Annotated in this window: 22 protein-coding genes and 3 pseudogenes; 7 read left to right on the top strand and 18 right to left on the bottom strand. The window is 61.4% G+C overall.

Annotation, left to right across the window (positions count from 1 at the left end):
• Positions 1 to 18 precede the first annotated feature (18 nt).
• From AC3IX4_RS18670 to AC3IX4_RS18650, 5 genes are read left to right on the top strand one after another with little or no spacing between them, the layout of a single operon-like run.
• Positions 19 to 1,413: an aromatic ring-hydroxylating oxygenase subunit alpha gene (locus AC3IX4_RS18670; RefSeq protein ID WP_489256880.1), complete on the top strand. Its 1,395-nt coding sequence runs from the start codon at positions 19 to 21 to the stop codon at positions 1,411 to 1,413.
• A gap of 58 nt (positions 1,414 to 1,471) precedes the next feature.
• Positions 1,472 to 2,665, top strand: coding sequence for an acyl-CoA dehydrogenase family protein (locus AC3IX4_RS18665; protein WP_489256879.1), 1,194 nt, complete (start codon positions 1,472 to 1,474; stop codon positions 2,663 to 2,665).
• Positions 2,662 to 3,780, top strand: a complete 1,119-nt coding sequence (locus tag AC3IX4_RS18660) for an acyl-CoA dehydrogenase family protein (RefSeq protein ID WP_489256878.1) — start codon at positions 2,662 to 2,664, stop codon at positions 3,778 to 3,780. The genes AC3IX4_RS18665 and AC3IX4_RS18660 overlap by 4 nt, the downstream gene beginning before the upstream one ends.
• Positions 3,773 to 5,407, top strand: coding sequence for an AMP-binding protein (locus tag AC3IX4_RS18655; RefSeq protein WP_489256877.1), 1,635 nt, complete (start codon positions 3,773 to 3,775; stop codon positions 5,405 to 5,407). The genes AC3IX4_RS18660 and AC3IX4_RS18655 overlap by 8 nt, the downstream gene beginning before the upstream one ends.
• A gap of 32 nt (positions 5,408 to 5,439) precedes the next feature.
• Positions 5,440 to 6,399, top strand: a complete 960-nt coding sequence (locus AC3IX4_RS18650) for a PDR/VanB family oxidoreductase (RefSeq protein ID WP_489256876.1) — start codon at positions 5,440 to 5,442, stop codon at positions 6,397 to 6,399.
• A gap of 45 nt (positions 6,400 to 6,444) precedes the next feature.
• On the opposite strand, the gene AC3IX4_RS18645 is transcribed toward AC3IX4_RS18650, so the two are convergent.
• The 17 genes and pseudogenes from AC3IX4_RS18645 to AC3IX4_RS18565 form a co-directional block, all read right to left on the bottom strand.
• Positions 6,445 to 7,224, bottom strand: coding sequence for an enoyl-CoA hydratase/isomerase family protein (locus AC3IX4_RS18645; protein WP_489256875.1), 780 nt, complete (start codon positions 7,222 to 7,224; stop codon positions 6,445 to 6,447).
• 4 nt (positions 7,225 to 7,228) lie between these two features.
• On the bottom strand, positions 7,229 to 7,954 hold the full coding sequence (locus tag AC3IX4_RS18640; protein ID WP_489256874.1) for a histidine phosphatase family protein: 726 nt from the start codon (positions 7,952 to 7,954) through the stop codon (positions 7,229 to 7,231).
• Complete coding sequence (locus AC3IX4_RS18635) at positions 7,951 to 8,343, bottom strand: DUF6285 domain-containing protein (protein ID WP_489256873.1); 393 nt, start codon at positions 8,341 to 8,343, stop codon at positions 7,951 to 7,953. Before AC3IX4_RS18635 ends, AC3IX4_RS18640 begins: the two co-directional genes overlap by 4 nt.
• A complete protein-coding gene (locus AC3IX4_RS18630; protein WP_489256872.1) occupies positions 8,343 to 9,356 on the bottom strand; it encodes a phosphotransferase family protein in 1,014 nt (337 codons plus the stop codon). Before AC3IX4_RS18630 ends, AC3IX4_RS18635 begins: the two co-directional genes overlap by 1 nt.
• Positions 9,353 to 10,519, bottom strand: coding sequence for an acyl-CoA dehydrogenase family protein (locus AC3IX4_RS18625; protein WP_489256871.1), 1,167 nt, complete (start codon positions 10,517 to 10,519; stop codon positions 9,353 to 9,355). Before AC3IX4_RS18625 ends, AC3IX4_RS18630 begins: the two co-directional genes overlap by 4 nt.
• A 32-nt stretch (positions 10,520 to 10,551) precedes the next feature.
• Positions 10,552 to 11,403 (bottom strand): 3-hydroxybutyryl-CoA dehydrogenase, encoded by an 852-nt coding sequence (locus tag AC3IX4_RS18620; protein WP_489256870.1) that lies wholly within the window; start codon positions 11,401 to 11,403, stop codon positions 10,552 to 10,554.
• A 25-nt stretch (positions 11,404 to 11,428) separates the two neighbouring features.
• On the bottom strand, positions 11,429 to 12,616 hold the full coding sequence (locus tag AC3IX4_RS18615; protein WP_489256869.1) for an acetyl-CoA C-acyltransferase family protein: 1,188 nt from the start codon (positions 12,614 to 12,616) through the stop codon (positions 11,429 to 11,431).
• A gap of 906 nt (positions 12,617 to 13,522) precedes the next feature.
• Positions 13,523 to 13,711, bottom strand: a complete 189-nt coding sequence (locus AC3IX4_RS18610) for a hypothetical protein (protein WP_489256868.1) — start codon at positions 13,709 to 13,711, stop codon at positions 13,523 to 13,525.
• A 176-nt stretch (positions 13,712 to 13,887) separates the two neighbouring features.
• Entirely contained in the window at positions 13,888 to 14,637 is a 750-nt protein-coding gene (locus AC3IX4_RS18605) for a DsbA family protein (RefSeq protein WP_489256867.1), read from the bottom strand.
• A gap of 16 nt (positions 14,638 to 14,653) precedes the next feature.
• Entirely contained in the window at positions 14,654 to 17,515 is a 2,862-nt protein-coding gene (locus AC3IX4_RS18600; RefSeq protein ID WP_489256866.1) for a conjugative transfer ATPase, read from the bottom strand.
• Positions 17,515 to 17,949: a TIGR03751 family conjugal transfer lipoprotein gene (locus AC3IX4_RS18595; RefSeq protein WP_489256865.1), complete on the bottom strand. Its 435-nt coding sequence runs from the start codon at positions 17,947 to 17,949 to the stop codon at positions 17,515 to 17,517. Before AC3IX4_RS18595 ends, AC3IX4_RS18600 begins: the two co-directional genes overlap by 1 nt.
• Positions 17,930 to 19,366: pseudogene (locus tag AC3IX4_RS18590) on the bottom strand (TIGR03752 family integrating conjugative element protein). Before AC3IX4_RS18590 ends, AC3IX4_RS18595 begins: the two are co-directional and overlap by 20 nt.
• Positions 19,356 to 19,583, bottom strand: a pseudogene (locus AC3IX4_RS18585) (DUF3438 family protein); the annotation flags it as partial. The pseudogenes AC3IX4_RS18590 and AC3IX4_RS18585, both read right to left, overlap by 11 nt.
• Positions 19,571 to 19,684, bottom strand: a pseudogene (locus tag AC3IX4_RS18580) (DUF3487 family protein); the annotation flags it as partial. The pseudogenes AC3IX4_RS18585 and AC3IX4_RS18580, both read right to left, overlap by 13 nt.
• A 10-nt stretch (positions 19,685 to 19,694) precedes the next feature.
• Positions 19,695 to 20,021, bottom strand: a complete 327-nt coding sequence (locus AC3IX4_RS18575; RefSeq protein WP_489261318.1) for a TIGR03745 family integrating conjugative element membrane protein — start codon at positions 20,019 to 20,021, stop codon at positions 19,695 to 19,697.
• 53 nt (positions 20,022 to 20,074) lie between these two features.
• Positions 20,075 to 20,308 (bottom strand): TIGR03758 family integrating conjugative element protein, encoded by a 234-nt coding sequence (locus tag AC3IX4_RS18570; RefSeq protein WP_092234917.1) that lies wholly within the window; start codon positions 20,306 to 20,308, stop codon positions 20,075 to 20,077.
• Positions 20,305 to 20,661, bottom strand: a complete 357-nt coding sequence (locus tag AC3IX4_RS18565) for an integrative conjugative element protein, RAQPRD family (RefSeq protein ID WP_038612044.1) — start codon at positions 20,659 to 20,661, stop codon at positions 20,305 to 20,307. Before AC3IX4_RS18565 ends, AC3IX4_RS18570 begins: the two co-directional genes overlap by 4 nt.
• Positions 20,662 to 21,038: 377 nt before the next feature.
• Between AC3IX4_RS18565 and AC3IX4_RS18560 the strand changes: the two genes are divergently transcribed.
• Both AC3IX4_RS18560 and AC3IX4_RS18555 read left to right on the top strand, forming a co-directional pair.
• A complete protein-coding gene (locus tag AC3IX4_RS18560) occupies positions 21,039 to 21,362 on the top strand; it encodes a helix-turn-helix domain-containing protein (RefSeq protein WP_489256864.1) in 324 nt (107 codons plus the stop codon).
• On the top strand, positions 21,359 to 22,648 hold the full coding sequence (locus tag AC3IX4_RS18555) for a type II toxin-antitoxin system HipA family toxin (protein ID WP_489256863.1): 1,290 nt from the start codon (positions 21,359 to 21,361) through the stop codon (positions 22,646 to 22,648). The genes AC3IX4_RS18560 and AC3IX4_RS18555 overlap by 4 nt, the downstream gene beginning before the upstream one ends.
• Before the next feature lie 279 nt (positions 22,649 to 22,927).
• Here AC3IX4_RS18555 and AC3IX4_RS18550 read toward each other — a convergent pair whose 3' ends face one another.
• Entirely contained in the window at positions 22,928 to 24,346 is a 1,419-nt protein-coding gene (locus tag AC3IX4_RS18550; RefSeq protein WP_489261317.1) for a short-chain fatty acid transporter, read from the bottom strand.
• Positions 24,347 to 24,711: the final 365 nt, after the last annotated feature.

Below are 24,711 nucleotides of genomic sequence, written 5' to 3'. Positions count from 1 at the left end.
AAACAAGAGGGCAGCGAGATGAACAATCCCAAACATGCGAAATTCACCGTCCTTCCACCGGAACTGGCGGGCGACCCCAACCTCTTCCAGCAGTTGCTGACCGAGGAGAAGGTACCTGTACCGGAATATCTGAAACCTAATTTCCCCGGTTTCGGTGACGAAGACCTGTCGGTGGAACGCTACAACAGTCGCTGGTTTCACCAGCTGGAAACCGAAAAGCTGTGGACCAAGGCCTGGCAGATGGTCTGCCGCGAAGAGGACCTGAACAAGCCCGGTGACCATGTTGTGTATGACATCGTCAACACCTCGATCATTGTCATGCGGGGCCAGGACGACGTCATTCGTGGCTTTTACAACTCCTGCCTGCACCGTGGTCGCGCCCTGCGCATGAGCGGGGGGGCGGTCAACCAGTTGAAATGCCCGTACCACGGCTTCACCTGGGACCTGCAGGGCGAGTTCAAGAGCATGCCCACCACTTGGGATTTCAAGCACCTCAAACCCTGCGAGCTGCAACTGCCGCAGGTGCAGGTGCAGAGCTGGGCCGGTTTCGTGTTTATCAACCCGGATCTGGAGGCCAAGCCGCTGCTCGAACACCTGGACGTTCTGCCCGAGCACTTTCGCGATTACAGTCTCGATCGCTCGGTGTCCATCGCCCACGTGCAACGGCGCATGGCCTGCAACTGGAAGGTGGCCCAGGAGGCGTTCATGGAATCCATGCACACGCGCGCCACGCACCCGCAGATCATGACCTTCACCGGTTGCGTGGACAGCCAGTACGACATGTACGGCGACAACATCAGCCGCAGCGTCACGCCCATGGCCGTAACCAGTTCCAACCTCAAGGACGTGGATGAAGCGCTGATCCTGCACGATATCCTTGAAGAATCCGGGCGCATGGCCGACTCCGACAGCAGCAAGCACGTGCTGCCCGAAGGCATGAGCACCCGCGAGTACATCGGCGAGCTGAACCGCAAGATCTTCTCTGAAGCCTCCGGGGTCGACCTGTCTCATGCCACGTTGGCGGAGCTGCAGGACGCCATCCTTTATTCGATCTTCCCGACCACGCAGGTTTGGGCCGGCTATTACGCCAACATCGTTTACCGCGCCATTCCCGATGGCGATAACCACGAGGCCTGCCTGTTCGACGTCTGGTTGCTTGGCCGTTACCCAGAAGGTTCGCCTCGCCCGGCCGGCGCCAAGCTTGTGCGTCTGCCGGACGAATGCGCGTTCGCCGATGCCCCTGAGCTGGGCGCGCTGGGGCCGGTGTTCGATCAGGACATGAATAACCTGGATGCCATGACCAAGGGGCTTAAAACCTCTCGCAAGGGGACCGTGAGCCTGGCCACCTATCAGGAAAGCCGCATTCGTCATCACCATCTGACCCTGGATAAGTACCTGGGGCTGAACACGTAATTTTGCCGGCCGGGGCAGCGCCTCGGCCGTGCTTACCTCTCACGTGAAGAGACCTGTCATGAACAATCAAGTACGCGAGCAGGCCGAGGGCCTGCGCGAAGAGGTGCGGTATTTCTGTAAACATGAAATGCCCGCCGCCTTGCGAGACAAGGCCCATCGCCATCAGGTGCTGGACAAGGACGACTACGTTCAGTGGATGCGCTTGCTGCAAAGCAAGGGCTGGGTAGCGGGGCATTGGCCCAAGGCCCACGGCGGCCAGGAGTGGACACTGTTGCAGCGCTTCGTGTTCGAAGATGAACTGGCGCGCCAGGGTTGCCCCTGGATCATCCCGTTCGGGGTCAAGTATGTGGGTCCGGTGATCTACGCCTTTGGCAACGAGGAGCAAAAACAGCGCTTTTTGCCCGGCATCCTCAGCACGGAGGATTTCTGGGCCCAGGGGTACTCGGAGCCCAACGCCGGTTCCGACCTGGCAGGGCTGCGCACCCAGGCGGTTCGCGACGGCGATTACTATGTGGTGACCGGCCAGAAAGTCTGGACCACCTACGCGCAATGGGCCGACTGGCTGTTCTGCCTGGTGCGCACCAGCAACGAGGGCAAGCCCCAGAGCGGCATCTCGTTTCTATTGATCGATATGAAAACCCCCGGCATTACCGTCAAGCCGATCCACACCATGGACGGTTACGCCCATGTCAACGAGGTCTGGCTCGACAACGTGCGTGTGCCGGCCGAGAACCTGGTCGGCCAGGAAGGCGCCGGTTGGCATTACGCCAAGTTTTTACTAAAGAATGAGCGCACCGCCGGTGCCATCGTCGGTCAGGCCTGGCATGTGCTCGATCGCCTGAAAAAGCTGGCGCGCGAAGCGGATGCCCAAGGTCACAGGCCCATCGATCAGGCATTGCTGCGCCAGCGCATCGGCCGCTTCGAATTGCGTTTTATGGCTTTGCAGGAAGTCGCTTACCAGGCTGTGGAGGCCATGGTCGCAGGCAGCGACAACGGCGGTGAAGCCTCGTTGATCAAAATCCGTGGCACCGAGCTGTACCAGGAGGTCGCCGAGGTGCTGGTCGACCTGCTGGGGCCGGCCGGCATCGCCTTCGACGTGCAGGCGTTGCACAGCGCTGGTGCACCGCCACTGGGGCCGGCCGACGCCGGCGGTATCCTCAAGGAACACTTCTACAACCGCGCTGCGACAATTTTCGGTGGATCTTCGGAAATCCAGCGCAATATTCTGGCCAAGGTGGTATTGGGCTTATGAGTACAGACATCGAAACCATCGGCATGCTGCGTGACAGCCTGGAGCGCTACGGCGCAGACCAGTACGCCATGCTCAAGCGAGCGCCGCGCCTGGCCCTGCCGGGCGGCTTTTGCGCCGACACCTGGCAGCAATACGCCCAGTTCGGTTGGCTGAGCCTTTGCCTGCCGCAAGAGCAGGACGGCCTGGACGGCGATGCCGTGGCCGTGGGCGCCGTGCTGGAAGTAGTAGGCAGTCGCCTGCTGCTCGAACCGGTTCTAGCCAGTGGGGTACTGGCCGTCTCGTTGCTGCGCAAGCAAGGCTCGGCCCAGCAACAAGCCGAGTTGCTGCCGGCCATCGCCGAAGGGCGGCTGATCATCGTGCCGGGCTTTGGTGCCAACAGCGCCACCGAGCAGCTCTGCCGGCTGGAAGATGGCCAGCTCACGGGCGAGCAACCTGCGGTTTTGCATGGCGACATTGCCCACCAGTTTCTGGTCCCTGCTCGCGATACCCAGGGTCAGCTGCATATTTGCCTGGTCGAGGCCAGCGCAACCGGCGTCGAGCGCAGCGCTTTTGCCCTGGTGGACGGTCGCGGCGCGGCCAACCTGCGTTTCAACAATGCCACGGTGACGCTGCTGCATCCGCAGGCGGGCGCGCCGTCGGCGGAGACGGCCCTGGCCGAGGTGCGCGATGAGGCCAGTGTGGCGCTGTGTGCCGAAGTCTTGGGGATCGCAAGCAGCCTGCTGCGCATCACCACCGATTATCTGAAGGTGCGCCAACAGTTCGGCAAACCGCTGGCGGCCAATCAGGCCCTACAACATCGCATGGCCGACCTCTACCTGCTGACCGAGGAGATCCGTGCGCTGACCCGCGCCGCCCAGCGCGCCATGACCGAACCCGCCGGTCAGCGAGCGCGGCTGCTGCACGGCGTGCGCAGCTACATCAGCGACGCCGGGCGCAGGATCGGCAACGAAGCGGTGCAATTGCACGGCGGTGTCGGCATCACCGAAGAGCTGGAGGTCAGTCATTACTTCCGCCGGTTGATGGTCAACGCCGCGTTGTTTGGCCGCCATGACGAGCACCTGGCGCGCTTTATCGAACTGTCTCTGGACTGTGTGGAGGAGCCTGCCCATGCGTAAGGACATTAGTGGCTGGCGCGTGCGCCTGGACGACGATATCCAGCAGCGTTACAGCGGTTGCAGCGAATGGATGGGCCGTACTGTCGCTGAATCCGCAGTGGCGATTGCAGCGCAGGAGCCTTCGCGCATCACCCACGTTTTCGACGGCCAGCCATGCCGGGTCGATGCCCTGTTGCAAGACGCCTGGCTGTTGGCAGGTGCCCTGCAACGACGCGGGCTGCTCGCCGGTGATGTGTTGGCATTCCAACTGCCCAACTGGCGCGAGGCGGCGGTGATCGATCTGGCCGCCAGCGCGCTGGGGCTGGTAATCGTGCCCATCGTGCCGATTTACCGTGATGCCGAGGTGAGCTATATGCTGGCCGATTGCGGGGCCAAGGCCGTGTTCTTCGCTGGTGACTACCGTGGCTTTGATTTTGCCGCCATGTACCGGCGCCTGGCAGAGCAGTTGCCAGCACTGCAGGTGCTGGCCGAGGTTCGGGGGGGCGATGCAGGGCCAGACAGCTATGAGGCCATGCTCGCTGAAAACCAGCCGATTCAGGTGCCGGAGTCGGTGGACGCCAATGCCGTCAAACTGATTCTCTACACCTCCGGCACCACTGGCCGTCCCAAGGCCGTGCTGCATTCGCACAACACCGGGCCGACCCGGATCAAGCGGGCCTTCGAGCACTGGACCGATGGCTCGCCGCAAGTGCTGCTGATGGCGTCACCGGTCACCCACGTGACCGGCTTGAGCGCCCTCGAGCTGCCGTTCTACCTGAATGCGCGCACGGTGTTCATGGACCGTTGGGACGCTCTCGAAGCGCTCGACATCATCGAGCGTGAGCAGGTCACCATCGGCCTGGGCGCCACCCCGTTCCTGCATGAACTGCTGGCTCAGGCGCTACGTCAGGGGCGGCGCCTGCCCAGCCTGCAGCGCTTTGCCTGTGGCGGCGCGGAAGTCCCGCCCGCGCTGATCCACAAGGCCAGCGAAGTGCTGGAGAACTGTCGCGCCTTTCGGGTATTCGGCTCCAGCGAAGCCCCCTTGGTGACACTGGGCTTTGTCGGTGCGGAGCAGCTTGAGCAGGCTGCTAGCAGCGATGGCGAGATCATCGATTACCAGGTCCGCCTGCTCGATGACGATGGCCATGAAGTGGCGAAGGGGTCGGAGGGTGAAATCTGCGTGCGCGGCGCCGCTATGTTTCTGGGCTATGCCGATGCCGAGCAGACCGCTGAATGCTTCGATGCCGAAGGCTTTTTCGCCACCGGTGACCTGGGCCACGTCACTGCAGACAACAGCATCATTATCACCGGCCGGAAAAAGGATCTGATCAATCGCGGCGGCGAAAAAATCAGTGCCAAGGAAGTCGAAGACATCCTTCATCAGCACCCGGCCATCGATGAGGCGGCGGTGGTGTCCATGCCCCATGAGCGTCTGGGCGAAACTCTGTGTGCCTATGTAATCCTGCATCCGGGCCAGGAGTTGAGCCTGGACGACCTGATCGAGCAGGTCAGCGTCGTTGGTGTGGCGCGCCAGAAGTATCCCGAGCGCCTGATCATCGTCGAGGACTTCCCGCGCACCGCCTCGGGCAAGATCCGCAAGGACCGCTTGCGCGCTGACATCCGTACCCGGCTGGCCACTGCCAACTGAATTCCAAGAACCAGAAACAGGAGCATCCAGTGATGGACTCTACTTATCTCGATGTACGCCTGGCCCGCAAAGGTGCAGAGGCGCTGGATATCGTCACGCTGGAACTGGAACCCTTCAATGGTCACTTGCCGGGGTTCAGCGCAGGTTCCCATATCGACGTGGAAATCAGCCCTGGGATGGTGCGCCAGTATTCGCTGTGCAACGACCCCAGCGAACAGCATCGCTACATCATCGGCGTGCTGCTCGACCCGCAATCGCGTGGCGGCTCGGCGGCCGTGCACGCGCAGTTGCAGGAAGGTCAGACGATTCGGATCAGCCCGCCGCGCAATCACTTCCCGCTGGTGGCGGGCAAGCGCGCATTGCTGCTGGCCGGTGGCATCGGTGTGACGCCGATCCTGTGCATGGCCGAACGCCTGGCCCACAGCGGCGGCGAGTTCGAGATGCACTATTGCGCGCGCTCGCCCGAGCGCATGGCTTTTCGTCAGCGCATCGCCGACGCCCCGTTTGCCGAACGCGTGCACCTGCATTACGACGATGGCGATGCCGGGCAGGCGTTGAACTTGCCCGCCGTGCTGGCGGCGCAGCCGGCCGACACGCATCTGTATGTGTGTGGGCCTGGTGGCTTTATCGACTTCGTCACCAGCAGCGCCAGGGCGGCGGGCTGGCGGGATGAACGGGTGCATTTCGAGTACTTTGCGGCCAAGGCGGTGGACACCTCGGCCGACCAGTCCTTCGAAGTGCAGGTGGCGAGCACGGGCAAGGTCTACGTGATCGGTGAGGACGACAGCATCGTTTCGGTGCTGGAGGCCGATGGTGTGGAGATCTCCACGTCCTGCCAACAAGGCATTTGCGGGGCTTGCATCACCCGTGTGCTGGAGGGCCGGCCGGATCACCGTGACCAGGTACTTTCGGACAAGGAACGTAACGACGAGAACTGGTTCACACCTTGCTGCTCGCGGTCGCTCAGCGCGCGGCTGGTGATCGATCTGTAATCAAACTCTCGCGGGCCGTACGATACGGCCCGCGAGGTGCAGCACTCAGTGGCCGCTGAAGCTCGCCGGGCGCTTGTTTAAAAACGCATCGACCCCTTCATGAAAATCAGCACTGGCAATGCAGCGGCCAAACGCCTGCTGTTCGGCCTGTAGTTGCGCGGCGAAATCCCGCTCGCCTGAGTGGCGCAAGAGTTGTTTGAGTTGGCCCAAGGCAATCGGTGAGGCGACAGCCAAGCGCTCGGCAAACGCTTGGGTCTGCTGCTCCAGTTCCGCCAGAGGCACAACCCGATTGACCAATCCCAGGTTCAGCGCCTGAGCGGCGTCTAGCGGGTCGCTGATCAAGGCAATCTCCAGGGCTTTGCGCAAGCCCACCAGCCGCGGCAAATGCCAGGATATCCCCAGATCGCAACTGGCGCCCAGCTTTGGGTAGGCAAAGGTGAAGCGGCTGTTGTCGGCGGCGATGGCCAGATCGCAGGCCATGGCCAGGCTCATGCCGGCACCGGCGACAGCACCGTGCAGGCTGGCGAGCACCGGTACCGGTAACTCGGCCAGCAACAACAGGGCCTCATGCATGGGTTCAATCAGTTGCTCACAGACCTGCTGCGGTGCGCTCTGAAACTGGGTGACATTGCCGCCCGCCATAAACGCGCGGCCTTCGCCGCTGATCACCAGCACACGGGTTTGCGGGCGATCGGCAACCGCCCGACAAGCCTCCAGAAAAGCGCTGGCCATCGCTGTGTCGATTGCGTTCAGTCTGTCTGCCTGGGTGAAACGCAGGCGGCTGATGGCGCCGTTGTGTTCCAGTACAAGCGGGTGGGTGGACATCGGGTCACTCCTGGTCGGCGGCCGCTGAACGCGGTCGGTAGCTGCGCCAGACTTGTTCCATGACTGTCAGGCGTTGGTGCTGACGAATCGGATCATAGGCAGCAAGGTTGATACAGCGAATCAGGCAGCGCGGGCTGCCGTCAGAGCCGCTTTCAAGGCAAGGATCGGCCTCGAGGATATTGATGGCGGCAGGATCTTGTTCGAAGGCTTTGAGCCCGGTGAGGCCGCTACCGGCGATATGACTGAGGATGACCCGGTTCACGGCATCGTGGGCGACCAGCAGTAGGTTCGACCAGTCGCTGCTGCGCAGCAACTGCACCCAACCCTCCAGTACCCGTTGGGCGAAAGCTTGCCATTGCTCGCCACCGATAAAGCGGCTGTGCGCTTCGTCAGCCGTATCATAGGCGAAGGCGATGGCTTGCTCGCGTTGCTCAGGGGCAATCTCGCGCAGTCGTCCGGCGCGAATCTCCTTGAAGCGCTCGTCGTGTTGCAACAGCAGCGAGCGCTCGCCTAGCACCCGGCGTGCGGTTTCTTCGGCGCGGGGCATGCCGGAGCATATCGCCCGATCGAAGGGCACCCCGGCTAGCATTTGTGCCGCTGCCTCCGCTTGCTCGCAGCCGCTGGCATTGAGCGGCACGTTGCGCGGGTCGAGGGGTTGCCCTTGGGCGTCGAAATAGCTCACGGCGCCGTGGCGCATCAGGTAGATGCGCCGCCGTTCGGGGCCGCTCATGTCTGGCTTGCCAGGGCGCGCGGGTTGCTTTCAGCAAGCTTTTGCCGCGTGCCCTGGATCAGGTGGGTATAGACCTGTTGTCGTCGTTCGCCAGCGTCGGCATCGCCTGCGCGGATCAAGCGGCAGAGCTTGCGATTGCCATCCAGCAACTGCGCTGTCAGTTCGGTCTGTTCCGCTGGCCCATCTTGCCCCAATAGCGCAGACAACGCAGTCCGTTCAATGCGTAGCGCCTCCTCGCCGTTGCGCAGTTGGCGCGCAGCGATGCCCATGGCCTTGGCAATCATCAGCCCGGCCTGGCGCTGGTTGGTCGGGAGTAATGCCAACAGCTGCTCGCGCAGCAGTCGCTCGGCGCTGTCCAGCAGTTGTTCGCCCGTGGGTTCGTCGCGCATCAAGGCATCTCCGTCATCTGCAAGAGGGTGTATTCAAGCTCGGGTACCAGTTGCCCAGTCAGGGCTAACAGCAAGGAATCCTCTTCACCGGACAAGTGGCGCTCGGCCTGTTGCAGCGCGATGATGGCCCAGTTCATGTGGGCCATGACTTCCCAGTAATGGATCTGTTCGCGTGGCAGGGAACGCCCGCTGACACGCTCATAGCCACGGTAGAAATCCTCGCGCGAGCCTACGCCGCCGGCCTCCAGTTCAACGCGGCCAAATCGCCAGCAGCGGGCACAGAACCAGCCGATATCTTCCAGTGGGTCGCTCCAGCCGGCGAACTCCCAGTCCAGAATCGCCGTCAGGCCTTGTTCGTTGACCATGTAGTTACCGGTACGAAAATCCCGGTGGCAGAGCACCAACTCATCGCGCGGTGGGGCATGCAGTTCCAGCCAGCGCAGGCTCCACTCAAGTGCCGGGTAGGCGCCGCGATGGCTATCAAGAAACGCTCGGTAGCGCTGCACCGAATGCAGCGCCGGCACTTCATCGCTCAACGGCAGAAAGCTCAGTTCGGGGTGAGGCGGGCGGATGGAGTGGATGCGAGCCAGCTCTTCACCCAATTTGCGGGTGAGGGCAGGGCGGTCCGCTGCTAATTTCAGATCCTTGACCAGCACATGCCCGGCTGCCTGCCCGCCGACCCGGCGCATAACAAAGAACGGCCGGCCGATCACCGCTGGGTCGCTGCACAGCCACAATGGTTCGGGCACTGTGACACCAGCGTCGAACGCGGTGCTGAGCAGGGCAAATTCCTGAGCGCGGCCATGGCTAACTGTTACGCCACTGGCGGCGTCCAAGCGGATCACCAGTTGCAACTCACCCGCCAGTGGCCCACCGGCGATCTGCGCGATCGCCAGCCAGTTTTCCTGAATGGCGCCGCCCGACAGCAGTCTGAACTCGCTGAACTCCACGGCACGGGCACCGGTCTGGGCGGCTATATACGCCTGCAAGGGCGCTTGGATGGCGGCGCTCATTGGCTGTATTTCTTGAAAATGCGTTTGGCCAGGCTCCAGCGATGCACTTCCGACGGGCCATCGTAAATACGGAACGCCCGCATGTCGGCGAAGATCCGCGCGACAATGGTTTCGCCGGTCACGCCCTGGCCACCCAGTACTTGCACGCTGCGGTCAGCGATGCGCCAGGTGGCTTCGGAAGCCAGCACCTTGGCCATGCTCGATTCGGTCAACCCCAAGTCGCCCTGATCCAGTACCCAGGCGGTGTGCCAGATCGCCAGGCGGGCGCTGTGCAGGTCCATTTCATTGTCGGCGAGCATGAAACCGACCCCTTCGTGGCGGCCCAGCTCCTTGCCGAAGGCCACGCGCCGGGTGGCGTAGCGGGCGGCAATGTCGTGGCAGCGACGGGCCTGGCCGAGCCAGCGCATGCAGTGGGTCAGGCGGGCCGGGGAGAGACGCACCTGAGCATATTTGAACCCCTCGCCGAGGGCGCCGAGCACTGCGCTGGCCGGTACCCGCAGATTGTCAAAGGCCACTACGCAATGGCCCCCCGGGAAGCACGTGTCGAGCGAATCCATGCTACGTTCGATATGGAGCCCGGCACTGTTCATATCGGCCAGAAACATGGTGGCGCGGCCGTCCTCAAGCTTGGCCATGATGATTGCCAGGCTGGCGCCTTCGGCACCGGTGATAAACCACTTGCGGCCGTTGATGATGAAATCGTCGCCGTCACGCACCGCCGTGGTTTGCAGCATCGAGGGGTCAGAACCTGCGCCGGGGTCCGGCTCGGTCATGCAGAAGCAGGAGCGTATCTGCCCGGCAGCCAGCGGGCGCAGCCAGCGTTCTTTCTGATCGTCGGTGGCGACGGCTTCAAGCAGGTGCATATTGCCTTCGTCGGGAGCGGCGATGTTCAGCGCCACCGGGCCAAGCGTGGAATAGCCGGCTTCCTCGAAGAATATCGCCTTGGCGCGGTGATCCAGGCCTAGGCCGCCATAATGGGGGGAGACGTGAGCGGACAGTAGGCCGACAGCGCTGGCCAGTTCTATCAGCTCTCGGCGCAGCGATTCGTCAGGACCGTGCGGGCCGCAACGAGAGTCTTTTTCGCGAGGGATGACTTGAGTGGCGATGAAATCGCGCACTTTTTGCTGCAGTTCGCGCTGTTCTTGAGTCAGGGTGAAGTCCATGAAAGTTCTCGCTGGCAGTGAGCGTTTGGCGATTAGGCGTAACGGAAGAAACCACGACCGCTTTTGCGACCAAGGTAACCGGCAGCGACCATTTCCCGTAGCAGCGGAGCAGGGCGATATTTGGAGTCATTGAAGCCTTCATGAAGCATTTGCATGACCGCCAGCAGCGTATCCAGACCGATCAGATCGGCCAGCGCCAAAGGGCCGATCGGGTGGCCGCAGCCCAGGCGCATGCCGTCGTCAATGTCCTGAGCGCTGGCCAGGCCTTCCTGTAGTACGAATACCGCCTCATTGATCATTGGCACCAGAATGCGGTTGACCGCAAAGCCCGGACTGTTTTTAGCGCAGAGGGCGGTCTTGTGGATCTGCGCGACGAATGCTGCTGCCGTGGCCTGGGTTTCATCACTGGTCTGCAGGCCGCGAATCAACTCTACCAGTGCCATGACCGGGACCGGGTTGAAGAAGTGCATGCCAATAAAACGATCCGGTCGACCACTGGCAGCAGCCAGTGTGGTGATCGACAGCGAAGAGGTGTTGCTGGCGATCAACGCGTGTTCAGGCAGGATTTGGCCAATCTCCGCGAGGATCTTCAGCTTCAGCTCCTGAGCTTCGGTCGCGGCCTCGATCACCAGATCGCTGTCAGCAAGCGCCTGTTTGTCGGTGCTGCTGTGAATGCGGTGCAGGACCGCCTGCCGTGCCTCCTCGTCAAGAATTTCCTTCTGCACTAGCTTGTCCAGGCTTTTACCGATGCAGGCGAGGCCTCGGGCCAGCGCTGCCCCGGAAACGTCTTGCATGATCACCCTGAGCCCAGCCATAGCGCAGACCTGCGCGATGCCGTTACCCATGGTGCCAGCGCCAATCACACCTACCGTTCTGATATGCATCTGCTTGCTCCTGTTGTTATTGCCGTCAGAGTCGTTCGAAGATGGCAGCAATACCTTGACCGCCGCCGATGCAGAGGGTGACCAGGGCATAGCGACCGCGACTGCGGTGCAATTCGTGAATCGCTTTGGTCGTGATGATCGCGCCGGTGGCGCCGATCGGATGGCCGAGCGAAATGCCCGAGCCATTGGGATTGACCTTTTGCGGATCGAGGTCGAGTTCCTGCATCACCGCGCAGGCCTGGGCCGCGAAGGCCTCGTTGGCCTCGATCACATCGATCTGTGCAAGGCTTAGTCCAGTGCGCTCCAGTACCTTGCGTACCGCCGGGACTGGGCCGATACCCATGTAGGCCGGGTCCACCCCGGCGCAGGCATAACCGACCAGCCGAGCTAGCGGTTGCAGGCCAAGCTGGCTGGCACGCTGCTCTTCGACCAGCACCAGGGCTGCTGCGCCATCGTTCAGGCCGGACGCATTGCCAGCCGTGACGGTGCCGTCGTATTTCCGGAAGACCGGCCGCATCACCGCCAATTGATCCAGGCTCAATTCAGGGCGGATATGTTCATCGCAATCGAACAGCAGAGTGCCTTTGCGGGTCTTGATTTCGACTGCGGCGATTTGCTCCCGAAAGTAGCCGTTGGCGGAGGCGCGCGCCGCCCGGCGCTGGCTCTCCAGGGCCAGCGCGTCTTGCTGCTGGCGGCTGATGCCGTAGCGTTCGGCGACATTCTCGGCGGTGACACCCATGTGAAAATTCCCCCAGGGGTCATGGAGGATGCCGTTCATGTAATCGATGATCGGGGTGTCACCCAGACGGCTGCCCCAACGCATACCTGGCACCATGAAAGGCCCGCGGCTCATGCTCTCGGCGCCGGCCCCGATGGCCACATCGACGTCGCCCAACAGGATGCTCTGCGCCGCGCTGATGATGGCCTGCAAGCCTGAACCACACAGGCGGTTGACGTTGAAGGCCGACGCGTGCAGCGGTACACCGGAATCAATCGCCGCGATCCGGCTCAGGTAGGCATCCCGGGGTTCGGTGGGGACCACATTGCCCATGGTCACCAGACCGATCTCTTGTGGATCAATGTTCGAACGCAGCAGCGCCTCACGGCATGCCGTGGTTGCGAGCGTGCTTAAGGGGATATCTTTCAATGCTCCACCGAAGGATCCGATGGGCGTGCGGACGGCGGAAGCGATAAGAATCTGACGCGAAGCCATGGTCTGTCCTGTGCTGGGGCGCTCTGTCGAGCGGTGTCTGGAAGGGAAGGCGAGGTCAGTGCTTCGCTTCGGAGAACAAGGTTGTAGCTACGCTAGATTAAAAAACAATTTTGTTCGTTTGTAAAACATTGCGTATCCCCAGCTTTTGTCCTAAATTCAGTTGACTCCTCGATTAGGGGTTGAATTGGCTTCACGAACCCAGAAGTAAACGTACAAGAAAAGAATTGGCGTCTGATTAATCGTATGACTGCGTTCCGGCCTGAGAACCAGGGCGTGGTTGTGCATGCGGAGAAAAAACATGAAAATAAAAACAATTCTGATGTGTTTTTTGTTTGTTGGTGCGTGGGCGGGGGTCATAGCTTCTGGCCTTACTGACAGACGTATGCCCATGCAGTACGCGTCGTCGTATTGTCAGCAGGCCAATGCGGCTTGCTCTCTACCTGTGGGCTTCAAGGGTTGGCCCCAGTTGTAGGGGCATGCCAACCCGTCAGGAGGTCACCGTGGCGAGGGATCGCTAAGGTCCGGGAGTCCTTGAGGGATGATCTCGGACGGAATGTAAGGCGAAATTGTAGTCCTGGCTGCCTGGCTTCATGCGTGCCAGATAGGCGGGTTTCACTGGCGCCCGTCCGAACTCTTTGGGGTTGTCCAGGTTATCCTTATCCGCCAGCGTCGCCGTCAGCTTCTCATGCGACGCATTGGGACTAATACCAAACTTGCCTACGGGCACTTTTAACGAAACCATGCGGGTATCGCCGGGAAATTGCTTGTGAGATTTGGATTAATAGCATGAGATTGGAATAAGTTTTCTCTCCTTGGCTTAAGTCAGCAGTCGCTCAATTTACGGGGAGAAACATCTGCCAAGCCTTCCGGCTATTTTAACCTATGAGCGTGCCAGATATTTTTTGCTCAAGTCTGTGCAGCGATTTTCAGCCGCAGGAAATTGCGTACATCCAGCGGGCTTTGCAGCGAGGGGCCACGCTTGAATACGCGCTGCTCAAGGATGAGCAATGCCTGTTCGATGATTTGGTCGTCGTCCGGTGTGCCGACGGGATTGAGTGAAGCACTACCACTGATCATGGCGAGAGATGTGGACATGGGAACCTCCTTCAGGAATCGGAGGCAGCCGTCCCTGGAGGGCGGACCCTCCGGGGACTGTGACGATAGGCATCCACCACCGCTTGCGCGGATGGCCGTTCGCATCGGGGGATGCGTGGCGAACTGGCGTGCAGTCAGCGCGGTCGAAACCGCGCCATAGCCTTGAAGACCGCGGGCTATCTGGGCATGTCGCCGACGACGTCGGCAGGCATTTGGTGATGAGGTTGTGCTGTTCTTGGCGCTGTATCGTTGGCCACCAATAGGTCCAAGGCTGACAGCAACGCGTCGCCTTCGGCCGGGCCGGCCAGGGTCAGTGACTGGCCGCTGTAGTGGTCGATCAGGTGCAGGGTCGGGGTGGCGCTCACGCCGTTGTGGCGTGCTTCGTTGGCCTGCCCCTGGATGATGGTGTCGGGCCGCTCACTGGCGAGGCAGGCTTGCACGGTTGGGTCCTGGCCGTGGTACTCGGTGTCGGGCGGCAGGCCCTGGCCGTCGCTGGGGGTGTGCTGGTAGATCCAGGTGATGGCTTGCCAGAACGCTTCATGGCCGTGGGACTCGCCGATGCATTCGGCCAGACGCGCCTGTCGAGTCGCTGCCGGCTCGTGCATGGCTAGCGGCAGGTGGTGCCATTGCAGATTCACCTCCGGGTGCTGGTCGATCCAATGCCGCAGGATGGGGTCATAGGCCTTGCAGTAGGGGCATTCGAGGTCGGCGTATTCGACAATGGTGAAGCGCGCATTCATGCGTCCATAGCGCCAAGGTGGGCCGGCCGGGTGCTGGGCAGCGGTGGCGTCCGACGTGTGGGTTGTCTCATGCGACTCGTCGGCCCATGACCAAAGCCAGAGCACGAGCAGGCCAGCAATCACCCAGCCCAGCAGCCAGACCCCGCACGGCCACCGGCGGTAGAGGAGAAGAGTGGGCGAAGGCATGGCGGGCTCCTCGGCGTCAATCAAACAGGTCGTAGCGCAGCAGCTCGATGCCCCGCGCCCGGTCGATCTGCTCGGCAACCCGTAACGCGGCTTCCAGTTCACTGATGCCGTGCTGCTGCATCAACTGAAAACGTTCGGCTTTCTCTTCGGGTTCCGTCATTGCCAGCGCCAGGTACAGGCTGGGCGGTACCGCCCGGAACAGCAACTCCATTGATTTTGACAAAATCACCCCCTCGGTGAATTTTCCGGCTTCCTTGCGCGCGGACAGCATCAGGGCCTTTTGCGAGGCGTTCAGTTCGCGGAACCGGGCAATCTTCTCCACCTCGTCGGGCGGCATGCTCAGGCAAATCCACCACTCGATCATGTTGAGCATGGGTTCGGCGGCTTTCGGCAGGTCGTCCAGGTTCTGCGTGGCCAGCCAGTACCAGGCGCCCAGTTTTCGCCACATCTTGGTGATCTTGACCACGTAGGGCGCGAGCAGCGGGTTTTTGGTGATGATGTGGCCCTCATCGGTGATATTGATGATCGGGCGGCCGAGGAACTGGTCGCGCTCGGCGATGTTGTTGACGGTGTTGATCAGCGAGATGTAGGCAATCGACAGTTGCGCGTTGTAGCCCTCGCGCGCGAACGTGGCCAGGTCGACAACCGTGATATCGGCTTCCGGCCAGGGTGTACCCGGCCTGTCGAACATCTCGCCATCGACGCCTTGGCAGAACATGTCCATCGCATCGGCCATTTCCAGCAGACGGGTACGACGTGTCTCGGGCAACGTCGAATCGTGACCGCGTTCGCGCAGCGCATTGCGTACATCACGGGTCAGTACCGTGCGTGTTGCTGCCATGCAGCGATGGGCAGCCTTGAGGATGCACTGGCGGATCAGGCTGCGATCGGCGCGGGTCATCCTGGCTTCCTCTTTGTCCTCCCCGCCGGTGATCATCAATCGCGCGGTGATTTCCAGTTCACCCAGCACGTCGCGTTGCTCGTCAGCACTGGCATCGCCCTCGGCGGATTCTTCATCGAGCGCGTCGGCGTCAAGTGTCTGGACCTGGCTGGGTGTGTCGACCAAACGCCAGGCGTCGGCGAAGGGCGCGAGGCTCACGCCTGCACCGGGCGAAAGCCTGACGCGATGTACCGACAGCCCCAGGCGCGCGGCGAACTCACCATAGAGACCAAAGCTGTTACCGGCTTCCACGATGAACAGGCGTGGCCGGTAGATGGCGGTGACCTGGTTGAGGATGTTGTTGAGCGTGGCCGACTTGCCTGAACCGGTGGGGCCGAACAGGAACAGGTGTGCATTCATCTGGCGGTCGAGTCGGTTCAACGGATCAAAGGTAATGGTGCCGCCGCCACGGTTGAAGAAGGTGATCCCGGGGCGGCCGGTGCCGGCACTGCGCCCCCAGGTCGGTGCCAGGTCGGCTACATGCTGCGCGAACATCAGCTGCGTGTACCACTGACGTTTGTCTTTGCCCGGGTCATAGACACAGGGCAACCAGCGCAGATAGCTGTTGAGCGGCGCGACTTCATCTTCTTCGCGTACCGGTTGCAGGCCTGCGTTGAGCAGGACGTTGCCCAGTTGCAGATCGCGGGTATCGAGGTCTGCCATGTCCTGACCCCGCAGGTAGAACGCCAGCGAGGCGCGATACAGCTTGTGTGCACTGCCAATCAGGCCGCGCGCCTGCTGGACGTCCTTCAATGCCTGTTCCGAGGCCAGGGTTTCACCAACCGCCTTTTTCGCCAGGTGATTCAGGTGCGCCTCAAGAATGTCCTGCGGCGTGACGACCATCGTCAGGCACATCACGGTGTCTTCGGGCATCTGATCCATCAGGGCATTGATCGCATCACCGCCCTTGCGGGTTTCCCCGGTGATGTGCCCGGTGTTGGGCGGCGTGCGCAACCGGTCGACAACAACGGTTCGGTGGGGCAGGTCGTCGAAGTACCACAGGCCGTTTTCGACGTCAGAGCGGGGCTGGCCGAAAAACAGGCGCTGCGCGAAATCCGTACCACTGGCCAGTTCCAGCCCGCCGGGTTCGGACTCCGTCGGATAGGCCGTGAGGCGGTAGAAGCGTTCGCGGTCTTCTAACGTGGGTCCGAGCATTGTCGGCCGAGGGTTGAACCAGAGCACCAGCCAGGCATGAATATCTGCCGCCTGCAGGCGACGGGCGCGTATGCCCGCATTGGACAGGCCGCCGAGCAGCCGGTCGCAAATGACATTCAATGCCTGCTCGGGGGATTGCCCGCGTCGGGCGGGCGTACTCCCAGCACGCCGATACACCACCAGGCGCACGCGGCGCGTTTGGCCGCGCCAGGGTAACTTGGTGACTGTGCGGTCCTCGAACAGGCCGCCCTGCTTGGCAACGGCCCGCAGATGGTGACCGAAAAAGCGCAGGTAGAACTCGCTGAAGGCGCTGCCCTGTGCCCGTGGCTGGAGATAACTGCGCAGGGAGGCAAGGTACGGGTTCCAGTCGGTCTCGTCCTGAGCGTAAAGCTGCATCACCCAGGGCGAGTCATCCAGTTCATCGAAACTGTCCTGTAGTGCGTTTTCCAGGGCGTCGCGCGCCTGGGCAAGCCAGGCCGCCTCACGGCCCTCTGTACCGACGGGTATCAACTCAAAAAATGCCGCGACGGAGACGCCGTCTTCGAGCAACATGCATTTTGAATCGGGCAGGTATTCGACCCAGGGCAACAGATCAGCGAACGAGGGCGCGACGTCATAAAGCGCCAGCTCGTCAGCCTGGGTTGCGGGACGCCGCCGCGTGGCACCGGGCTTGCCCGGCGGCGGAATGCCGTGCGCCTGCAGTTCGGCAATATGCCGCTCCCAGACATCTGGCCTGTCTGCCTGAGCCGCCTCAGGTACGCGACGGGAGAATGGCCAGCGCATCAGTAATCCTCGACCCGTTCACCGGGCATGGCGTACTGAACCCGCTGGTACAGGGGAAAGACGGTTGTATAGCCGGGGACGGGAGCGGGATCAGTGCCTGCCAGATGGGGAAAGACGTACATCATAAGGTCCGGATTGGGCAGGCGGTGAAACTGCCGGTAGATCTCGTTCTGTGCGGTGCGGGTATAGCTTGCGTTGACGGTCGGCGCCGCGTTCACATCGTCTTGCGTGAGTGACCTGCGCAGCGACTGCCGGGCGTCCAGCAACTGCTGCGCGCTCTGCCCGCTACGCGCGGCACCGCCGGTCTCCTCGTTCCAGATATCGAGCATGGTGTTGCCGTCATGCGGCAGCATCTTTTCCTTGCTGGTCGAGCAGCCGGCCAGCGCCACGGCCACCATGAGGACCGTCAGGCCGTTAATCCAGATCCTGTGCATGGGGAGCACCTCCAAGACGGTGATCGACGCGGCGACCGTTGGGGGCGTAGTCGATGCTGAGGGGTTGTTCGAGATGGACGGCGACCTGGGCGCCGGGCTTGACATAGACGGCCGCGAAGGCCTGCCCGTAGAGCTTGTTCACCCACTGCGACATGTCCTGCACACCGCCCGCGAGGATGCGGCCCATCGCTTCGTTGCCGGTAATACCCACGGTGCCCATTGAGCCGTTGTTGTTGGCCACCACGGCCACGCTGTCGTTATCCGATTTGATTAGCGAGGCGGCGCCGGCACCCGCGGCAGTAATCAGCGCCTGACTGCCGAGGTACTGCTGGGCGTTGCTACGGCGCTCTCCAGAGACGCACGGGATGCCGTAGGGGTCGCTGATCCAGCCCAGGCCCTCCTGGGTAGTGTTGCTGCCCCTGTTGTCTTGCTGCCGGTTATCGCCGCGTTCGCCCTCTTCGGGCACGGTGCGGATGGTGCCGTCATGGAACACAAACGTCACACTACGGACCTGGCCGCGCACGCAGGACAGCGTCCAATCGCCCGAGGCGGTGCCGCTGACCACGGCACCGGCCACCTCAGGGAGGTCGATGCCGTTGGCGGTGAGGTTGTCGGGACCAATGAGGACTTTGAACGGGTAGGGGTCGTTCACCGTACCGTCTACCGGCACGCGCCCGATCAAGGCGGTCATCGCGATCGAGCCCATCAGCGTCGCGTTGGTCGGTACGGTGTAGACCGGCGTTGCAGTGGATACACCCGCCGCCTTGCTGCCAGCTTCCACGACGGTCTCCCGAGTCGCTTCCAGCGTCTTCTGCGCGGACCCGAAACGGGTGGGGAAGCTGAAGCTGTCGCGCTTGCCGGAGGAGCCACTTTTGCCATCGCGCCTGGCGTCATCCGGTTCAATCCAGCGAATGCCGTCACTGCCGAGTCCATCGCCGTCCCCGGGTTGCAGGCCCAGACCGATGGGAAGGTCGGCATCGTCACGCTAGCTGGACAGCCCTTCGATTTGGCGCTGCAGGTCCTGCAACAGTCCCTGGGCTTGCTGCCGCTCACTGGAGACCTGTTCGCGGTCGTTGCGCAACTGGTTGCGTTCGGTCTCCAGCGCACTCTGGATGCGCCGGTCGATTGCACCTTCACGCTGACGTAACCGCTCGTTTTCAGACTTCTGCGTCCTGTTAACAGTCATCGCACTCTGTAACTCAGTACGCAGTTGTTTGACCTGGCCTACCAGCGTCGCCACGGTGTCGCGGGGCGTGTCGCCCTCGATACCCAACACCTTTGCCTCTTGCGGTGTCAGCCGGGGCGTTCCCTCACTGGCCGGTTGGCCGTTACTGCCAGAAAACAGCTTGATCCCGACGAACACCAGCAAGAGCGCCATGGGCACCATCAGCCACTTCAGTAGACCGTTACCTTTCATGACGACCTCCGTCCTTCGGGGGCGGCGTTGAGGGGGGCGACAGGTTCAGCGCCGCATTGATCGGGCTGACTGTCGGCAGCAGAGATTCGGCCACGCCATGCCCTCGGGTCACCAGGTAAACCACCGAGGTATCTTCCGGGGTAGCGGCAGGTCCCAGCGTTGAATGCTGAAACGCTGCGGTCATGAAATCACCCTGTAGTTCGCGCAGATCCACAGCTCATCCGCGGTAAGGCCGCGGACGACCACAGGGTGACGGTTGAGACGGTGTGGAAGAAACACCACCGTCCCGTCAGGTCGGATGTCCTGATGCGCGCTCATGGCATGAGTCCTAGAGGACGCCGGTGGCTTCAGTGAGCAGCCAGATACCGACGACCAGCAGGACGGCGCCCACCGCCACCGTCAGGCCGAATTGCCCCCAGGTTTTGCGGCCCGTGTGGATTTCCGCATAGGTTCCGTAGGCGTGGTAGCAGACGCCGACAAACATCGACGCGACCACCAGCAAGGCGACGAGCATCACGATGTCGTAACCGTAATTGCGCAGCGTCTCCATGATGCCCGAGCCCGTGCCCCGTGACGGATCTTCCAGGGTTGGGAGATCGGCCCGGGCAAGCACTGGCAGCATCGCGAGTGCGGATGCCGAGGCCAGGACGGCCATACGTACCGAATGCAAGCGATGCGAGAGCGGGTTCATAGATGTGAGCCTTTACATTAGGAGAGCAGGAAAAAAGTCAGCACGACGTACATCGCGATAAATCTCACCGCAACGCCGAGGAACTGACGCTGGGAAATCCGCTGTTCCGACCAGCCGACATAGGCTGTGCGCAGGGCCCATACGCCCCACAGCAGCAGGACTGCGAACACGACACCGAGCAGTACGCCGGCGACAGCAGAGGGGGTGAAGCCTGCATTGGCCTGAAAGGCGGCAAGCTGGTTGGCGTTCATCGGTCATCCTCCTGTTCGGCGTCCTGGCGGTAATCGCCAAGCAGTGCAGAGGGATCGCGTGGCTGTGCACGCTGGGGCGTCAGGTAGTCGTTGATGCCCGACTGCATGCGCTGCAGGTCAGCGTCCAGACGCCGATAGTCGAAGTGATAGCGGGATCGTGACTCGGGGGCGGTGCTGGCGGATTGTTTGGCCAGACGGTCAAGCAGGTCGAGCTGGCGGGCGACGGCCGCCAGGTGTTCACGCTCATACCCATCGTCAGCTGCGGCGACGAGCTGAGTGATGAAGATACTGGTGAGCAGCAACGCTACGACAGGACGTCGCCATGCGTAAGCCGAATTGTGAAACCTTGCCATTGCGCCATTTCCGATGGACTCGAATGGCTCGATGCTGCGGGGATGGCTGGTGGAAAGCCGCAAACAATGGGGAGTTACTCCTCACCACTTTCCTTACATACATTTTTTCGGTGGTGTTGCGTTGTGCATTCTGAAGAGAGTGGCAGGGGCGACTGTTTCATCGCAGAACAGCTATCTCTTCATCTGTGTCTCTGCGTATCGAAATCGTGGACGCTAAGGGCTGATATATTGTCAGATTTCACTTTAGCATTCTGATTGGAGTGCTAATCGCTTACTAGCGCTCCCATGGGATGTTTATTGACAACAGTAACGAGGCGTGAGGTAATTGTTCTCATGGGAACTGATAATAGCCTTAAGCGTTCCTATAAGGATGATAAATGAGTACACCACTGCCGTTACCCGTCGAGCGGGCGCTCCGCAAGCTCGGCAGCGACATTGAGCTTGCACGCAGGCGTCGACGGATTTCACAGGCCTCGCTTGCAGAGCGAATGGGGGCTTCTGTATCCACTGTTCGGCGCATGGAGAAAGGGGATATGCGGGTGCCTATTCATTTCTTCGCCCGCGCCTTGCACGTGTTCGGTGAGGTACAGGCGCTGGCCAACCTGCTGGATACGGCGCACGACGACATCGGGCTGACGCTGATGGATGAACAATTGCCTAAACGTGTACGCAGTAAACCGCCGACATCGGGGGCATTATGAAGTCGGTTACTTCAGTTCGCCAGCAAGTTCAGGTCTGTCTTGGTAAGGCGGAAATACCTGTTGGCACTCTTATTTACGTCAAGCAGGGGCGCCGCGAGAACACCACCTTTGCCTATGAGCAGGGATGGTTGGGGAATCAGGATCGGTTCAATGTCTCTGCCGATCTCAGCCTGATCTCGGGTTATCAGCCACGTAGAGCTCCCTCAGCTCACGATTCGGTCTTTCATTTCGCCATTGCCGATACGGCACCGGACGCTTGGGGACGCCGGGTCATCGCACGTGACCATGCCAAGCGTCGTAAGGGTAATCCATCGCTCGCGTCGCTGACAGAGATGGACTACCTGCTGGCGGTTGACGATTTCAGCCGGATCGGCGCGCTGAGACTGCGCGATCAGAATGGACGATATTGCCGGACGATTGAAGATGGACGGCGCGCTACACCGCCACTGCTGGAATTGCAGCGCATCTACCAAGCCAGCCGGGCAGTTGAGAAAGGTCAGGAAAGCACTGAAGATTTGCGTTACCTTCAGGGCAAAGGCACATCGCTCGGCGGGATGCGCCCCAAGAGCACGGTGGTCGACGAAGATGGCGCACTCGCCATTGGAAAATTCCCAAGCGTGGGCGACACCCGTAGCGTGACGCGCGGCGAAGTGCTGGCCTTATGCTTGGCAAAACAAGCAGGTATCAATGCCGCCCCGGCCCGTATCATAGAGCTGGATGGCGTACCGGTCGCTATCATCCGCCGTTTCGATCGCGATGGTGCTGATGGGCGTATTCCATACCAGTCCGCCGCGTCTTTGCTGCAGGCGTCGCGCGAAGAGGATCGAAGCTATACCGAAATTGCCGATGCTATCCGTTCCGTGGGGCATGCACCGACCGCGGATGTGCAGCAGTTGTGGCGGCGACTGGTTTTTAACCTACTGATCACCAATGTGGATGACCACCTGCAGAACCATGGCTTTCTTCATGTGGAAAAGGGGCTCTGGCGGCTGGCACCGGCATTCGACGTCAATCCCTTCCCGGACAAAGAGCGAGAGTCGAAAACCTGGCTGTCGGAGGAAGATGGACCGATCACCGATCTTGAGATGCTGCTGGCGCGGAGCACCTATTTTTCGTTGAGTCGGGCGGATGCGTTGGCCGTGCTGGCAGAAGTGTATGACGCCGTGCTGGACTGGCGACAGATTGCGCTCAGTGCTGTGGTGGGGTTGCAAGCGAGCGAATTGGACGATTTTGCGCCAGCGTTTGAGCACGAGCAAATGGAGGCGGCGCAGGCATTACTGGCCTGAAATACCGGTCAGCACGTCGGGTAGCTCCGTATCATTAGTGGTTCGGAGCTACCTAAGTGTAATGGCTTGCAATCGAAAACAGCCGTGCTCGCAATCAACGCGATTTCCAGCTCAGATTAACTGTGACTGACGATGCCCCAAGGCTCATATTAGCTGCGAGCGAACTTGCATTCAGCCGCGTCGGCTTGCATTCCATCGGTTCCGGCTTACAACCCAATATGCGTCAAGCGCGCGGGTGATCGCACCTGCTCCTTGCGAGCAGGTGCGGTCAACTTTCGGTTATGGCATCGCCGGCGGCATATACTCCAGCGTCGTCCCTAGGGCCCACAGCAGCACCAGTACCAGCGGCGTGTGTACCAGCAACTGGACGAACGAGAAGCCGATCAGGTCTCGCGCCTTCAGTCCGAGTACGCCCAGCAGCGGCAGCATGTAGAACGGGTTGATCAGGTTGGGCAGGGCTTCGGCGGCGTTGTAGATCTGCACGGCCCAGCCGAGGTGGTAGTTTAGGTCGTTGGCGACTTGCATCACATAGGGCGCTTCGATGATCCACTTGCCGCCGCCGGACGGGATGAAGAAGCCTAGCACTGCCGAGTACACACCCATCAGTAGGGCGTAGGTGTCATGGGAGGCAATGCTGACGAAGAAGGTCGAGATGTGATGGGCCAGGCTCTGCCCGTCGCCACCTTTGACCACCGTCATCAGTGCGGCGATCGAGCCGTACAGCGGGAACTGGATCATCACCCCGGTAGTGGTTGGCACTGCGCGGGCTACGGCCTCAAGGAAGCTGCGTGGGCGCCAGTGCAGCAGTGCGCCAAGCATCAGGAACAGGAAGTTGTAGGTGTTCAGGCCGGAAATCGCACTGATCGCAGGCTTGGTCGAGAACTCATGGAACAGCCAGCCGGCCGCCAGCAACACCAGTAAAATCGTCAACAACGGACTGTATTCCAGCCATTCGCCGGGGCGGCTGCGCGGTGGTGGCGCCGGCAGGCTGAAACTGGGATCGACCCCGCAGGCCTTGGCGTCACGCGCGCTGTTCGGACCCGGGGCGGTGGCGTAGGCGATGATCAGCGAGACCACGATCAGCGCCAGCAACAGTACCCCGGACTGCCAGAGGAAGATGGTCTGGGTGAAGGGAATCACCCCGGTGATTGACAGGATCGACGGCGGCAGGCTGGCCGGGTTGGCCTGCAACTGCGCGGCGGAAGATGATAGCCCCAGCGCCCAGACTGCGCCGAGCCCCAGATAAGCCGCGGCACCGGCGGCGCGGTAATCCATGCGCAAATCGGCGCGACGGGCCAGCGCCCGCACCAGCAAGCCACCGAACACCAGCGACAGCCCCCAGTTCAGCAGTGACGCGACCATGGAGATCAGCGCCACCCAGGCCACGGCCGAGCGGCCGTTTTTCGGGATTCGGGCCAGGCAATCGATGAGCTTCACCGCTGGCGGTGAGCTGGCGACCACGTAGCCACCGATCACCACGAAGGCCATTTGCATGGTGAACGGGATCAGGCTCCAGAAGCCGTCACCGAACGCCATGGCCGCGTCAGTCGGTTTGGCGCCCATGATCATGGTCGCCACGGCGACGATGATCACGGCCAGGGCGGCAAACACCCAGGAGTCGGGAAACCAGCGTTCGGCAAAATTTGAACAGCCCAAGGCAAAGCGCGCAGAGCGGCTGTCTTGGATATCAGGGGGCACGCAAACAGAGCGGCTGTCTTGGATATCAGGGGTCACGCAAATACCTCGTTTCTTATGCTTATTGTGCTGCCGCAGAACCTTGCAGGCCCTTGCGGCCAATCCCCAAGAATAAGTCAAGCAGGCGGTTTGGGCGGTGCTATTTTGCGCCTATAAGACTTTGGTCTAACGGGTTGTTCCCGGGCGTTTTTACGTAGACCATGGGCGCCATAATGAGATGGTCAGCCCGGCGAGAGTCGCCAAAAACACACGTTGGAAGTTGTTTGGCCAAAAGACAAATCACAGCATGCTGCTGGGGCGAACAGTCTTGAAAAACGCCGTGTAGCGCGTTATTAGCCGACGATCCGGCGTTGTACGAGAAATGCCTA

The sequence above is a fragment of the Pseudomonas sp. KH_021 genome (genome assembly GCF_057838865.1).
Note: the sequence above shows the minus strand (reverse complement) of the source record. Positions and strands in the feature narration are given on the sequence as shown.